A 12881-nucleotide genomic window follows, 5' to 3' on the forward strand; every position below is an offset into this window, starting at 1 on the left:
GGTCCGACCCACATCAGGTACGGGAAAACGGGCCGGGGGGATGAGTCCCGTGCCGATTATGTTTCACGATCGGTGGAGTTGGCTGCCCCCCGGGGGTGGGCAATCCGGGGTCAACCGGTGAAGAGTTTCGCCGCGGTGATGACGGTCTGTACGACGCCGTACCCGAGGAGTGCGGCGACCAGCAGCCACGAGATCCAGAGTCGGCCGGACTGGTTGTTCGGTTGCCCGGTCATCGGGTGGTGCTCCTCTCGGTCCCGGTCGCCTCGGCGGCCGTGGCGGCGTCGGGGGTGTCGGACCGCTCACCCGCTGTGGTGTCCGGAACCGGCGTCACCGCCGTCCGGGCCGGCTCGTGGAAGCGGTCCGGTACCGGCCGGATCAGCAGGTTCGCCACGAACCCGATGGCCAGTACACCGACCATGGTGAACAGTGCCGGCCGGTAGGCGGAGGCGGTGAGGGTACCCGGCTTGCCCTGTGCGTCCAGGAAGCCGTTGATGATCAGGGGACCGGCGATCCCCGCCGCCGACCAGGCGGTCAGCAACCGGCCGTGGATGGCGCCGACCTGGTAGGTGCCGAACAGGTCCCGCAGGTACGCCGGCACGGTGGCGAAGCCGCCGCCGTAGAAGGAGAGGATGACGCAGGCCAGCAGGACGAAGAGCGCGGTCGCGGTGGAGCCGACCAGGGCGAGCAGGGCGTACAGCACCATGCCGACGCCCAGGTAGACCAGGTAGATCGGCTTGCGCCCGATCACGTCCGAGGTGGACGACCAGACGAACCGGCCGGCCATGTTGAACAGTGACAGCAGCCCGACGAAGCCGCCGGCCGCCGCGATGGTGACGCTGGAGGTGCCGCCGTCCCGGAAGAAGTCCTGGATCATCGGGCTGGCCTGTTCCAGGATCCCGATCCCGGCGGTGACGTTGCAGAACAGCACGACCCAGAGCAGCCAGAACGACCGGGTCCGGATCGCGTTCGACGCCGAGACGTTCGCCGTGGTCACCAGGGGCTTGACGGCCACCGTACCCGGATCGAAGCCGGCGGGGCGCCAGCCCGGCGCCGGCACCCGGACGTTGACCACTCCGAACATCATGATCGCGAAGTAGCCGACGCCCAGCGTGACGAAGAGCCCGACCAGGGCGCCGCCGGAGGCGACCGAGGCGGAGTTGGCCGGGTCGTAGCCGGAGTCGTAGAGCGAGAGCAGTTGCCGGGAGAGCGGGCTGGCCAGCATCGCGCCGCCGCCGAAGCCCATGATCGCTAGACCGGTGGCCAGCCCGGGGCGGTCCGGGAACCACTTGATCAGTGTCGAGACCGGCGAGATGTAGCCGATGCCGAGGCCGATGCCGCCGAGGAAGCCGTAGCCGAGGTAGACCAGCCAGAGCTGCCCGGTCGCGATGCCGAGCGCGCCGACCAGGAACCCGGCGCTCCAGAAGCAGGCGGAGACGAACATCGCCTTGCGCGGCCCGTTCGACTCCACCCAGGTCCCGCCGAGCGCCGCCGAGAGGCCGAGCATCACGATGGCGATGCTGAAGATCACCCCGATCGCGGTCTGGCTCGCGTCGAAGTGCGCGATCAGGGAGTTCTTGTAGACACTCGTCGCGTACGCCTGACCGATGCACAGGTGCACGGAGAGTGCCGCCGGTGGTATCAGCCAGCGACTGTATCCCGGTGGGGCGACGGTGTGCTGGTGGTCGAGTGCGGACATCAGCGACACGGCGTACCTCGCTTGCGGGCAGGGCGGGCGTGGCGCGGTACTCCGGATGGGTCGTCCCGGGTCGACGCCGGCCACGGTGGCTTTGCTCTTCGCCCGGAACCTAGCCCCCGGTGCGCGCCGCCTTGATCATCGATGCCTCACCGATCGGCGGGCGGTCGATCGGCTGAGACGAACGGTAGTTCGTATACCGTACGCGGTCGTCAGCCCGCCCGGACGGTGGCGGTGAGCGCGGCGGCGATCCGGGGCAGCGCGCTGCCGATCGGCTCCCGGATCACCTCGTCGGCCAGGTCGTCGTAGGGGGTCGGGTCCCGGTTGACGATCACCAGCCGGGCACCGGCCCCCACCGCGAGCCGGCACAGCGAGGCGGCCGGCTCGACCAACAGCGAACTGCCGACCGCGAGCATCAGCTGACTCGCCGCCGCGATCCGCTTGGCCTGGTCGAGCGTGTCCGGATCGAGGTACTGGCCGAACAGCACGACCGCGAGTCGGAGGATGCCCCCGCAGTCCCGGCACGGCGGATCGGCCTCGCCGGCCGCCACCCGGTCCAGGGTCGCCCGCGCGCCGGACCGTGCCCGGCAGCCGGTGCAGACCACCGAGCGCATGCTGCCGTGCAGCTCCAGCACCTTGCGGGCGGCGATCCCGGTCATCTGGTGCAGGCCGTCGACGTTCTGGGTCAGGATCCGCACCGCGAGGCCGGCCCGGTCCAGCTCGGCCAGCGCGTGGTGCGCGGCGTTCGGCTCGGCCCGCCAGGCGGCGTGGCCCAGATAGGTCCGCCAGAACCGGGCCCGCACCTGCGGGTCGGCCATGAAGCGGTCGTGGGTGAACGCGTCCGCGAGCTTCGGGTCCCGGGTCCAGACCCCGTCCGGGCCCCGGTAGTCGGGCACCCCCGAGTCGGTGGAGATGCCGGCCCCGGTCAGCACCGCCACCCGGCGTACGTCCCGGGCCCACCCGGGGATCTCCACGTCCTCCATGGCGGCCAATCGTAGGTAGCGGCGCCGGCCGGAGCGACAGGTTATCGGCGGGCAGACCCGGCGACCGTCGCGGGCCCTTCCGGCCGCGAAGCCACCCCGGAACCGGGGACCCTCAGGCGATCATGCCCGTCCCGAGGACCTCGACGTCGTCGTAGGCGTACTCCAACCGGTCGGTCACGCTCGCCACGCCCGGCACCGCGTACCCGAGCCGTACCGTGATCTGCGCGGTGCTGCGCCGGTCCACGGGCCGCGCAGCGAGACCACGCCGTCCCGGACGGCGACCCGGATCACGCCCTCCTCGATGGACAGCATCCGGCGCAGTACGTCGTCGACGCGCTCTTCGCCCAGGCCGGGGTGATCCGACACCTGGGGATTCGGCCGGATCTGGGCGAGCCTGCCGATCGTGCGGCGGCAGCCCTGACGCCACGACGCCCCTCCGGCGGGTACCACCGGCGGGTGGTGCCCGCCGCGCCGCCGCGCGGGTACGGCACTACGGTCGGATCTGTAGTGATACGTGCCGGTCCTCCCGGACCGCTCACATTATTGGGGAGCCTCATGACCGTGCAGATCGACCTGACCGGCAGGACCGCGCTGGTGACCGGATCGACCCAGGGCATCGGTGCCGCCATCGCCACCGGGCTGGCCAGAGCCGGCGCGCGGGTGGCGGTCAACGGTCGTACTCCCGACAGCGTCGCGCGGGCCGCGACCGCGCTGCGGGCCGAGGTGTCGGACGCCGAGGTGGTCGAGGTCCCGGCCGACGTGGCCACCGACGACGGCACGGCGCGGACCCTCGAACTGCTGCCCGCCGTCGACATCCTGGTCAACAACCTGGGCATCTTCGGGGCCCGCCCGGCGCTGGAGATCGACGACCAGGAGTGGCGGCGCTACTTCGAGGTCAACGTGCTGGCCGCGGTACGGCTGACCCGGAGCTACCTGCCCGGGATGATCGAACGCGGCTGGGGACGGGTGCAGTACATCGCCAGCGACTCGGCGGTGGCCATCCCGGCCGAGATGATCCACTACGGGGTCTCCAAGACGGCGCTGCTCGGCGTCTCCCGGGGGTTCGCCAAGGCCGCCGCCGGGACCGGCGTGACGGTCAACTCGGTGATCGCCGGCCCGACCCACACCGGCGGGGTGGAGGACTTCGTCTACCAGCTCGTCGACCGGAACCTGTCGTGGGCCGAGGCGCAGCGCGAGTTCATGCGGCTGCACCGGCCGCAGTCCCTGCTCCAGCGGCTGATCGAGCCCGCCGAGATCGCCAACATGGTCAGCTACCTGGCTTCGCCGCTCGCCTCGGCCACCACCGGCGCGGCCGTCCGGGTCGACGGCGGCTACGTCGACGCGATCGTCCCGTAGTACGCCGGCGCGCACGGCTGCCGCAGACGGTTCGGTGCGTGCCGACCAGTACCGCCGACAAGACTTGTGGTCTTGACAAGAGAAGTTGTCGGTGTGAGAGTTGCTGGCGGAAGCGAGAACGCGACGACAACGACGGTCCGCCGCACGGCCGGGGGACCCGATCGAGAGGACCGACAATGCGGAAGCTGGTCGTGAGCACGTTCCTGACCCTCGACGGAGTCATGCAGGCCCCGGGCGGCCCCGGCGAAGACGACGACAACGGCTTCACACACGGCGGCTGGATGGTCAACTATTGGGACGACCAGGTGGCCGAGGCGATGGACGACCTGATGGGCAAGCCGTTCGACCTGGTACTCGGGCGCAGGACCTACGACATCTTCGCCTCGTACTGGCCGCACGCCTCCGAGGAGGACGGCGCCGCGCCGCTCAACCGCGCCACCAAGTACGTCGCCTCCCGGGGGCGCCCCACGCTGAGCTGGGACAGGTCCGTGCTGATCGAGGGCGACGTGGCCGAGGGCGTCACCGCACTCAAGCAGCAGGACGGGCCCGAGTTGCAGGTGCACGGCAGCGGCGACCTGATCCAGACGCTGCTGCGGCACAACCTGGTCGACGAGTTCCGGCTGCTGGTCTTCCCGGTCGTCCTCGGCTCGGGCAAGCGGCTCTTCGCCGACGGTACCGTCCCGGCCGGCTTGAAGCTGGTGCGGAGCACGGTCTCCGCAAACGGGGCGGTGATCGGCAGGTACGAGCCGGCCGGCGAGGTCGTCATCGGCTCGTTCGGGCAGGGCTAGACAGGGAAAGGATGGCTCTCGGCCCCACACCCCGGCCGGACGGGGCCGATCCGGGGGCGGGTCTCGGTGCCGATGGTGTGTCAGCCAGGATGGCCATCGGCATCGAGACCCGGCGCCGTCACGAAGGGAGGTCGCGATGACCGAACTGCTCGTCGTCGCCCACTGGACGATCTCTGCCGGTGCGGAGGAGAAGGTCCGCGCACTGCTGCCCAGGTTCATCGAGGCGAGTCGCGCCGAGCCGGGATGTATCTCCTTCGTGGGTTACCAGCAGTTGGACCACGACCGCACCATCGTGCTGCTCGAACGGTACGCGTCCCGCGAGGCGTTCGAGGCGCACCGCGACACGCCGCACTTCAAGGGGCTCGCCCTCGAACAGATCGTGCCGTGCCTGGAGCGCCGCGTCGTCGAGACGTACGACGTACCCGGATAGCACCCCGACCGTGGCCCGGGCCCGGCTGCCCGGAGCTGTCCGCCCACCCTGTCAGACAGGGGCTCGACGGACCGGCGGGCGAGGAGGCAGGGGTGCGGATCGAGGTGGCCGAGCCTGCCAGGATGTAAGCGGAACTGTTCCAAACGCCCGCAAAGCCCTGACCAAGCTCGACAGCGTCGTCTCCCGGATCCACCATGGACTGGTGTCAGGGGAACGGGCTGAAGTCCCGAGATCGGTACAGTGTCAGTTCCAGAACTGATGGTTAGGCCAGCTTCCGATCGAGCCGAGCGAATGTGACGTTGGGTAACGCGAGTCGACCGAGCTGGACACGGCGGGGTACACGCTGCCCCGGCCGAAGAGGACGTGCCATACAGCCCGGGCCGGAAGGCAGAGGGGGCATTCGGTGAACGACATCACGCGCCTTGCCAGCACGGTGTTGCAGCCTGGTTTCGACGGGATCAGCCTGCCGGACTGGCTGCGCCGCGCGCTCGGTGCCGGGCTCGGCGGAGTTCTGCTGTGGGACCGCAACGTCGCCACGCCCGCCCAGGTGACCGGGTTGACCGCAGCGGTACACGCGGAGAACCCGCACGCGCTGGTCGCCGTCGATGAGGAAGGCGGCGACGTGACCCGTCTGGAGTCCACGACGGGCAGTTCGTGGCCGAGCCATGCGGCGCTCGGAGTGGTGGATGACGTCGGGCTGACCCGGGCGGTGGCCGGCGGAATCGGCCGCGACCTGTCCGCCGGCGGTATCGACCTGAACTACGCCCCGGTCGCCGACGTTAACAGTAACCCTGACAACCCGGTTATCGGCGTCCGGTCGTTTGGCGCAGACCCGCATCTGGTGGCGGCGCACACCGCCGCCTTCGTCGCCGGGATGCAAGCGTGGGGCGTGGCCGCCTGCGCCAAGCACTTCCCCGGGCACGGCGACACCAGCGTCGACTCCCATCGGGGCCTACCGGTGGTCGACGCCGATACCGACGCACTCGCCGCCGGCGCCCTGGTGCCGTTCCGCGCCGCGATCGCGGCAGGCGTACGTGCCGTGATGTCCGCCCACATCGTGCTGCCTGCGTTGGACAGCGTGCCGGCGACGTTGAGCCGGCGGGTTCTTACGGGACTACTGCGTGAGGAGTTGGGATTCGACGGGCTGGTGGTCACCGATGCTGTTGAGATGGCCGCGATCAAGAAAACGTACGGGCTGGCGGAGGGAGCGGTACGAGCACTGGCCGCCGGCGCGGACGTGGTGTGCATCGGCGGATGGCGTGACGCGCAGACCACCCTGACCCGGCTAACCGAGGCGATCGAGGCCGCGGTCCGTAACGGACGGCTTACCGAGGATCGGCTCGCCGAGGCCGCCAGGCGGGTTCGCCAGGTCGCGGAGTGGACGGCGCGCGGACGTACGAGCGGTCCCTCGGCCGGACGTGATGATCGCGCCGCCGGGCTCGCCGCCGCCCGCCGGGCACTACGTGTCACCGGCGTCCCGACGCCGCTGCCGGCCGCGCCCCATGTCATCGAGCTGTCCCCGCGAATGAACGCACAGGTCGGACGCCACACCGGGTGGAGAATGACGGCAGCCCTGACCGGACTCCTGCCGGGCACGGTCGGGCGGCGGTGGGACGGACCTCCCTCCAACCTCGCCGCGACCGTAGCCGAGGCGGCCGGCCGGCCACTGGTCATCGCGGTCCGCGACGCCCACCGGCACGGCTGGATCGCGGCGGCGGTGCACGACCTGCTGCGCACCCGCCCCGACGCCATGGTGGTGGAGATGGGTCTGCCACACAGCGACGTGCCGGACTGCCGTACCCATATCGCCACCTACGGCGCCGCAGCAGTGTCCAGCCTGGCGGCAGCCGAGGTCCTCGCCGGTCGCCGAGGCGACACGGTCCAGCCGGTGGACACCGGCTCAATCTGACCGCTGTAGTGGTCCGCCGCTTGCTCACGCCGGTGCAGGCCCGGGCCGACGACCCGATCGAGGTCGCCCGGGACCTGCTGGCACAGCACGCCTCCGACTCCGGGGTACCCGGTGTGCGGGCGGGCTATCCGGGTAGGTGTGCCCGGACAGCGGTACCGGCAGAGCGGAGCGACCGATGAACGTGTCCCATCTTCCGCTGCGCCTCGCGATCGGCGCGTTCGTGCTGAACTCGGGCGTTTCCAAGTGGAACCTCCAGGGCGAGGAGGCGGCGGGCATGCACGGGATGGCGGTTGGGGCGATCCCGCCGATCAAGCGGGTCCCGCCGGAGCAGTTCGCCCGGCTCATGGCCGGCACCGAGGTGGCCCTCGGCGCCGCCCTGCTGCTCCCGGTCGTCCCGTCCGCGCTGGTCGGGCTGGGCCTGCTCGGCTTCGGCGGCAGCCTGATGCGGCTGTACTGGGCGACGCCCGGCATGCACGAGCCCGGCAGCCCCCGCCCGACCCAGCAGGGCGTGCCGATCGCCAAGGACAGTTGGCTGATCGGGGCCGGCCTCACCCTGCTCCTCGACGACCTGCTCGACCGGGCGGCCGGCAAGCGTCGGGGTCTCGGGCGGCAGATCGCACGCCGGTGCGGCAAGCGTCGCGGCTGACCGCGCGGCGACCCGGCCGGCGGCTGTTTCGGCCGGCCCACTGCGGGTACGCCCGGAAGCAGACGAGCGGCACCACCGGCGTCATCGGCCGGTGGCGGCCGGAGAGATCCCGAACCGGGAGGAGGGCGACGCCATGGCCGGGATCCTGATGCGCAGCCGCGCCTTCAACGACCACGACCGGCTGCCGGACCGGTTCTCCCGGGACGGCGGCAACATCTCGCCGCCACTGGAGTGGTCGGAGGTGCCGGAGGAGGCGACCGAGCTGATCCTGCTGGTCGAGGACCGGGACGCCGGGCGGACGCCGTTCCTGCACTGGCTGGTGACCGGGATCGAGGCGACCTCCGGCGGTGTCGACGAGGGCCAGACCCCGCCGGGCGGCCGGGTCTGGGCCAACGGCTTCGGCACGACCGGCTGGGGTGGCCCGCACCCGCCGATGAACGACGACCCGCACCGGTACTTCTTCCGGCTCTACGCCGTGAACCGGCCGCTGGAACTGCCCGGCGCGCCGCAGGCGCCGGACGTGCACGACGCGGTGCGGCAACTGGAACTGGCCAGCGGCAACATGGTCGGCACCTTCGCCCGCTGACCCTCGGCCCGCTGGCGGGAAAATCGGCGGCGCGGGACGGCCGACCGGGGTTAGATGCTCGACATGCCACTGCCCCCCGGCTGGTCCGTGCGCCGGCCCGGCCTCGACGACGTGCCGGCGATCCTCGCCGTCGTGCACGCCAGCGACATCGCGGCGCTCGGACACCCCGACTTCAGCGCCGACGACGTACGCGAGGTGTTGACCGCACCCGACCTCGACCTGGCCCGGGACACCTGGCTCGCGCTCGACCCGGACGGCGAGGTGCGCGGCTGGTCCTACCTGGAGGACTCCAACCGGGGGCCCCGGGAGACGGTCGAGGTCTACGTGCACCCGGAGCTGGGGCTGCCGGCCCAGGTGCCGCTGCTGAGAATGCAGCTCGCCCGCTCCGCGGAGCGGGCCGCCGAGTTTGGCCTCGCCGCGATGACCGTACGGGCGCTCGCGCTGCCCACCGAGGAACGCTGGATCGGCGTACTCCGCGACGCCGGCTTCGAGTTCGTCAAGCGGTACGCCCGGATGCGTCGGCCGCTGGCCGGGGTGGCCGCCGAGCCGCCGCCCCCGCCGCCGGGGGTGCTGGTCCGGCCGGTCCGGTCGACGGACGACGCCGAGCTGCGCACCTTCCACCGGATCCTGGACTCGGCCTTCCGGGACACCCCGGACTACCAGCCGGCCAGCTATGAACAGTGGCGGGCCCAGGTGGCCGCGCTGCCCAGCGTCGCCTGGGACGAGTGGTTCGTCGCCGAGGTGGCCGGCGAGCCGGTCGGCATCCTCCAGTCCGCCGACCAGACCCTCGACCAGAACGAGGGCTGGGTGAAGCAGCTGGCGGTGCTGCGGGAACACCGGCGGCGGGGCGTCGGCGCGGCGCTTCTGGCCCGGGCCTTCGCCTGTTACGCCGGCAAGGGCCGGGAGTACGCCGGGCTCGGCGTCGACCTGAGCAACCCGATCGGTCCGGTCCGGCTCTACCAGTCGGTGGGGATGAGCCCGCTCTACGAGGCGGTCGTCTTCGAACGGACGGTCGCCGCCGCCGGCACCGGGTAGGAACGTCGGTGGCTCAGGCGTCGACGAGGTCGTCGTCGACCACCTCGGCCCGGTCCAGCGAGGCCAGGACCCGGTAGTCGTACCAGTCGACCCCGATGGCGTCGGCGGTCGCGTAGCAGCCGATCACCCGCCCGGTGAAGCCGCCGGCGACCTCGGTGGAGAGGTATCGCCCGTCGAGTTCGGCGAGGACAACGAACTCGCCGCCCGGCGCCTCGTAGCCGAGCCGCACCACGTCCGGCTCCTGCCGGGGGTGGTCCATGCCCGGCCCCGAGGCCCAGGTCTCGACGCGCAGCACCACCGGGCCGGTGACCGGGCGGCTGCCGATCCGCTGGCACAGCGGTCCGATCCGGGCCCGTACCCAGACCTCGCCGCCGCCCAGCTCGACCGCGTAGTGGTGCGCCTCGTCGAGGCGTACCGCCAGGCCGCCCCGGCCGATGCCGGGGTCGACCAGGGCGCGCACCCGGACGTCGTGCTGCTCCTGCCGGCGGCCGACGAAGGTCACCGTCGGCTCGTCGAGCGAGCCGCCCCGGGCCCGCAGGGTCAGCCAGCCGGGGCGCTCGATCAGCGAGACGTCCTCCGGCGGACGGCACCGGACCGAGATCCACCGCGGATGCAGCTCGGTGGTGTCGAAGTCGTCCCGCGCCGGTGCGGCACCCACCGGCGCGGGGGACGGGGCGGTGGTACGCGGCACCGTGCCGATCGGCCCGACCACCGGCCAGCCGTCGGACCAGGTGACCGGGGCGAGGAAGGTCTCCCGGCCGAGTACGTGCCAGCCGGGCGTGCCGCCCCGGGCGCGTACCCCGAGGAAGACCAGCCACCACGAGCCGTCCGCGGCCCGCACCAGGTCGCCGTGCCCGGTGTTCTGGACCGGGTGGTCGGTGCTGCGGTGGCTGAGGATCGGGTTGGCCGGGCACGGCTCGAACGGACCGTCCGGGGCCGGGCCCCGGGCCACCGAGATGCCGTGCCCGCGTTCGGTGCCACCCTCGGCGATCAGCAGATACCAGATGCCGTCGACCTGGTAGAGGTGCGGTGCCTCCGGGGCTTGCGCACCGGGGGTGCCGGACCAGATCCGCTGCGGCCGGCTCAACACCGTCCCCCGGAGCGGGTCGATCCGCAGTTGGTCGATGCCGGCGATGGTGCACCAGCAGGTGCCGTCGTCGTCCCAGGCCAGGTCGGGGTCGATGCCGAGCACGTCGGGCAGGTGCACCGGCTCCGACCAGCGACCGGCGGGATCCTCGGCAGTGACCAGCAGGGTGCCGCCGTGCGGGACGTTCGAGGTGATCAGCCAGAACCGGCCGTCGTGGTGCCGCAGGGTGGGCGCATAGACCCCGCCGGAGGAGGGGGTGCCGGGCGGCAGGACGAGCTGGCTGGGCCGGTCGAGGACGTTGCCGAGCTGGGTCCAGTTCACCAGGTCCCGGCTGTGGAAGATCGGAACGCCCGGGAAGTATTCAAAGCTCGAACAGGCCAGGTAGTAGTCGTCGCCGACCCGGCAGACGCTCGGGTCCGGGTGGAAGCCGGGGATGACCGGGTCGCCGGGGATCGCCATCAGGAATCGATCACCGTCTGGGCACCGGCCGTCCGAGCTGGAGGGATCGTGGTCGCGGCGGAACGGGGCATGGACGATCCTCTCCGGCGTAAACTTTCCGGAATTGTTCCGTAACTCGTTCGGAACGTTATGGCCCACCGTGCGGTCAGTCAACCCCGGAACCTGCGGCAAAATACTGGGAGGGCGCGCGACCGACGCCGGTGCACCCGCGAAAGTGTTTCGGTCGTAGGCTGGAGCCTCAACGAAGGAGCTGCCTCGTGACGGTCGACGAAGGACGCAGGATCACGATCACCGCCATCGCCCAGGAGGCGGGCGTGTCGGTGCCGACGGTCTCCCGGGTACTCAACGGCCGCAACGACGTGGCGCCGCAGACCCGGGAACGGGTGGAGGAACTCCTCCGCCGGCACGGCTACCGCCGACGGGCCACCCGACCGAGGGCCGGGGCGAGCCTGATCGACCTCATCTTCAACGACCTGGACAGCCCCTGGGCGGTCGAGATCATCCGAGGGGTGGAGGATGTCGCGCACGCCTCCGGGGTCGGCACGGTGGTCTCGGCGATCCACCGCCGGTCGACGTCGACCCGGCAGTGGTTGCAGAATCTGCGTACCCGGGCCACCGACGGGGTGATCCTGGTCGCCAGCGACCTCGCCCCGCCGGTGCACGCCGAGCTGCGCCGGCTGAACGTGCCGATGGTGCTGGTCGACCCCGCCGGCGTGCCGAACCTCGACATCCCCACCATCGGCGCGACGAACTGGGCCGGCGGGCTGCGCGCCACCGAGCACCTGCTCTCGCTCGGCCACCGCCGGATCGGCTTCATCGCCGGCCCGCCGCGACTGCTGTGCAGCCGGGCCCGGCTCGACGGCTACCGGGCCGCCCTGGACGCCGCCGGCATCCCGTTGCGCGACGAGCTGATCGTGCCCGGCGACTTCTACCACGAGTCCGGCTACTCCGGCGGCGCCGCGCTGCTCGACCTCGACGAGCCGCCGACGGCGATCTTCGCCTCCAGCGACCAGATGGCGTTCGGGGCGTACGAGGCGGTCCGGCGGCGCGGTCTGCGGGTACCCGACGACGTCAGCGTGGTCGGCTTCGACGACCTGCCGGAGGCGCGCTGGGCGTCGCCCCCGCTCACCACCGTGCGCCAGCCGCTGGCCGAGATGGGGCTGCTGGCCGCCCGGACGGTGCTTCGGCTGGCCGGCGGCGAGCCGCTGGACACGCCCCGGGTCGAGCTCTCCACCGACCTGGTGGTCCGGGACAGCTCGGCGCCGTACGCCCGGAAGTGATCTACCCGGACGGTTCCCGGTGCCTGCCGGACGAACTTCCGGGAGATTTCCGGTAGAAGCCGGGGTGGCCTGTCGAGACATTTCGGGGCGGCGGTGCGCGCCGGGCATGCGTCGGCATCGCCTGCCGTTGCCGGGCAGGCACTTTGCCCCGAACCGCGCCACCTGCCGTACCGGCTGACCGCCAGCGGTCCGCTGGGTCGCGAGTCACCCGCGCACGGGAGCGGACCGGTTTGCCGGGTTAGAGGTGATCGGGGGCGGGGTACCACCACCCGCGTAGCGACGCCCGGCCGCGCGGCGGGGCGCTGACCCGAGGGAGCACCCGATGAGACTCGACGACGACGACATCCGGACCACGGGCGGCGGCGGTGGGGAGGGGCCGGCCGACGGCGGGGCCAACCCGCTGGGCCGGGACGGTGGCGCCGACGGTGCCGCCGAAGGCCCGGCCGACGCCGGAGCCACCCGGGGGCAGCACGACGGCGGTGCGGACGGCAGTGCCGAGGGTCCGGCCGACGGCGGCGCGACCCCGGGGCAGCACGACGGTGGGGCCGACGGCAGTGCCGAGGGTCCGGCCGACGCGGGCGCGGTACCCGGGCAGCAGGACGGCGGCGCCGACAGCGCCGCCCGCTAGC

The 12881-nt window shown here is 72.1% G+C and carries 15 protein-coding genes; 10 read left to right on the plus strand and 5 right to left on the minus strand.

What is annotated here, in order from left to right:
• Window positions 1–110: 110 nt before the first annotated feature.
• The 4 genes from AAH979_RS28795 to AAH979_RS28810 all read right to left on the minus strand — a co-directional run bounded on the left by AAH979_RS28795 (window position 111) and on the right by AAH979_RS28810 (window position 2920).
• Window positions 111–233 carry a hypothetical protein gene (locus tag AAH979_RS28795; protein ID WP_318394143.1) on the minus strand — a complete coding sequence of 41 codons (123 nt, stop codon included), beginning with the start codon at window positions 231–233 and terminating at the stop codon, window positions 111–113.
• Window positions 230–1699 (minus strand): OFA family MFS transporter, encoded by a 1470-nt coding sequence (locus AAH979_RS28800; RefSeq protein ID WP_346261307.1) that lies wholly within the window; start codon window positions 1697–1699, stop codon window positions 230–232. Before AAH979_RS28800 ends, AAH979_RS28795 begins: the two co-directional genes overlap by 4 nt.
• Window positions 1700–1905: 206 nt before the next feature.
• Window positions 1906–2676: a Sir2 family NAD-dependent protein deacetylase gene (locus AAH979_RS28805; protein ID WP_346261262.1), complete on the minus strand. Its 771-nt coding sequence runs from the start codon at window positions 2674–2676 to the stop codon at window positions 1906–1908.
• A gap of 112 nt (window positions 2677–2788) precedes the next feature.
• The gene (locus tag AAH979_RS28810; RefSeq protein WP_346261263.1) at window positions 2789–2920 is read right to left on the minus strand and encodes a hypothetical protein; all 132 of its coding nucleotides are present in this window, start codon (window positions 2918–2920) and stop codon (window positions 2789–2791) included.
• Between the two features lie 311 nt (window positions 2921–3231).
• Between AAH979_RS28810 and AAH979_RS28815 the strand changes: the two genes are divergently transcribed.
• From AAH979_RS28815 to AAH979_RS28850, 8 genes are all read left to right on the plus strand, one after another.
• Window positions 3232–4032, plus strand: a complete 801-nt coding sequence (locus AAH979_RS28815) for an SDR family oxidoreductase (RefSeq protein WP_346261264.1) — start codon at window positions 3232–3234, stop codon at window positions 4030–4032.
• A gap of 176 nt (window positions 4033–4208) precedes the next feature.
• Window positions 4209–4820 (plus strand): dihydrofolate reductase family protein, encoded by a 612-nt coding sequence (locus AAH979_RS28820; protein WP_346261265.1) that lies wholly within the window; start codon window positions 4209–4211, stop codon window positions 4818–4820.
• Window positions 4821–4956: 136 nt separating this feature from the next.
• Complete coding sequence (locus AAH979_RS28825) at window positions 4957–5250, plus strand: antibiotic biosynthesis monooxygenase family protein (RefSeq protein ID WP_346261266.1); 294 nt, start codon at window positions 4957–4959, stop codon at window positions 5248–5250.
• 403 nt (window positions 5251–5653) lie between these two features.
• Window positions 5654–7159 (plus strand): beta-N-acetylhexosaminidase, encoded by a 1506-nt coding sequence (gene nagZ, locus AAH979_RS28830; RefSeq protein ID WP_346261267.1) that lies wholly within the window; start codon window positions 5654–5656, stop codon window positions 7157–7159.
• A gap of 20 nt (window positions 7160–7179) precedes the next feature.
• Window positions 7180–7338 carry a hypothetical protein gene (locus tag AAH979_RS28835; protein ID WP_346261268.1) on the plus strand — a complete coding sequence of 53 codons (159 nt, stop codon included), beginning with the start codon at window positions 7180–7182 and terminating at the stop codon, window positions 7336–7338.
• On the plus strand, window positions 7335–7805 hold the full coding sequence (locus AAH979_RS28840; protein ID WP_346261269.1) for a DoxX family membrane protein: 471 nt from the start codon (window positions 7335–7337) through the stop codon (window positions 7803–7805). Before AAH979_RS28835 ends, AAH979_RS28840 begins: the two co-directional genes overlap by 4 nt.
• A gap of 91 nt (window positions 7806–7896) precedes the next feature.
• Window positions 7897–8391, plus strand: coding sequence for a YbhB/YbcL family Raf kinase inhibitor-like protein (locus AAH979_RS28845; RefSeq protein ID WP_346261270.1), 495 nt, complete (start codon window positions 7897–7899; stop codon window positions 8389–8391).
• A gap of 63 nt (window positions 8392–8454) precedes the next feature.
• Window positions 8455–9426 (plus strand): GNAT family N-acetyltransferase, encoded by a 972-nt coding sequence (locus AAH979_RS28850; protein ID WP_346261271.1) that lies wholly within the window; start codon window positions 8455–8457, stop codon window positions 9424–9426.
• 13 nt (window positions 9427–9439) lie between these two features.
• Here AAH979_RS28850 and AAH979_RS28855 read toward each other — a convergent pair whose 3' ends face one another.
• Window positions 9440–10972: a glycoside hydrolase family 43 protein gene (locus AAH979_RS28855; protein WP_346261272.1), complete on the minus strand. Its 1533-nt coding sequence runs from the start codon at window positions 10970–10972 to the stop codon at window positions 9440–9442.
• A gap of 257 nt (window positions 10973–11229) precedes the next feature.
• On the opposite strand from AAH979_RS28855, the gene AAH979_RS28860 reads away from it, so the two are divergent.
• Both AAH979_RS28860 and AAH979_RS28865 read left to right on the plus strand, forming a co-directional pair.
• Window positions 11230–12252 carry a LacI family DNA-binding transcriptional regulator gene (locus tag AAH979_RS28860; protein ID WP_346261273.1) on the plus strand — a complete coding sequence of 341 codons (1023 nt, stop codon included), beginning with the start codon at window positions 11230–11232 and terminating at the stop codon, window positions 12250–12252.
• Between the two features lie 322 nt (window positions 12253–12574).
• Complete coding sequence (locus tag AAH979_RS28865; RefSeq protein WP_346261274.1) at window positions 12575–12880, plus strand: hypothetical protein; 306 nt, start codon at window positions 12575–12577, stop codon at window positions 12878–12880.
• Window position 12881 lies beyond the last annotated feature (1 nt).

It is taken from the genome of Plantactinospora sp. ZYX-F-223 (assembly GCF_039649625.1).
In the GTDB taxonomy this organism is placed as follows: domain Bacteria; phylum Actinomycetota; class Actinomycetes; order Mycobacteriales; family Micromonosporaceae; genus Plantactinospora.

Bases quoted from the DNA above. Each gene is read 5' to 3' on its own strand.
- AAH979_RS28825 (WP_346261266.1), top strand. From the start codon at position 4,957: ATGACCGAACTGCTCGTCGTCGCCCACTGGACGATCTCTGCCGGTGCG.
- AAH979_RS28815 (WP_346261264.1), top strand. From the start codon at position 3,232: ATGACCGTGCAGATCGACCTGACCGGCAGGACCGCGCTGGTGACCGGA.
- AAH979_RS28820 (WP_346261265.1), top strand. From the start codon at position 4,209: ATGCGGAAGCTGGTCGTGAGCACGTTCCTGACCCTCGACGGAGTCATG.
- AAH979_RS28795 (WP_318394143.1), bottom strand. From the start codon at position 233: ATGACCGGGCAACCGAACAACCAGTCCGGCCGACTCTGGATCTCGTGG.
- AAH979_RS28805 (WP_346261262.1), bottom strand. From the start codon at position 2,676: ATGGAGGACGTGGAGATCCCCGGGTGGGCCCGGGACGTACGCCGGGTG.
- AAH979_RS28840 (WP_346261269.1), top strand. From the start codon at position 7,335: ATGAACGTGTCCCATCTTCCGCTGCGCCTCGCGATCGGCGCGTTCGTG.
- AAH979_RS28855 (WP_346261272.1), bottom strand. From the start codon at position 10,972: ATGGCGATCCCCGGCGACCCGGTCATCCCCGGCTTCCACCCGGACCCG.
- AAH979_RS28865 (WP_346261274.1), top strand. From the start codon at position 12,575: ATGAGACTCGACGACGACGACATCCGGACCACGGGCGGCGGCGGTGGG.
- AAH979_RS28850 (WP_346261271.1), top strand. From the start codon at position 8,455: ATGCCACTGCCCCCCGGCTGGTCCGTGCGCCGGCCCGGCCTCGACGAC.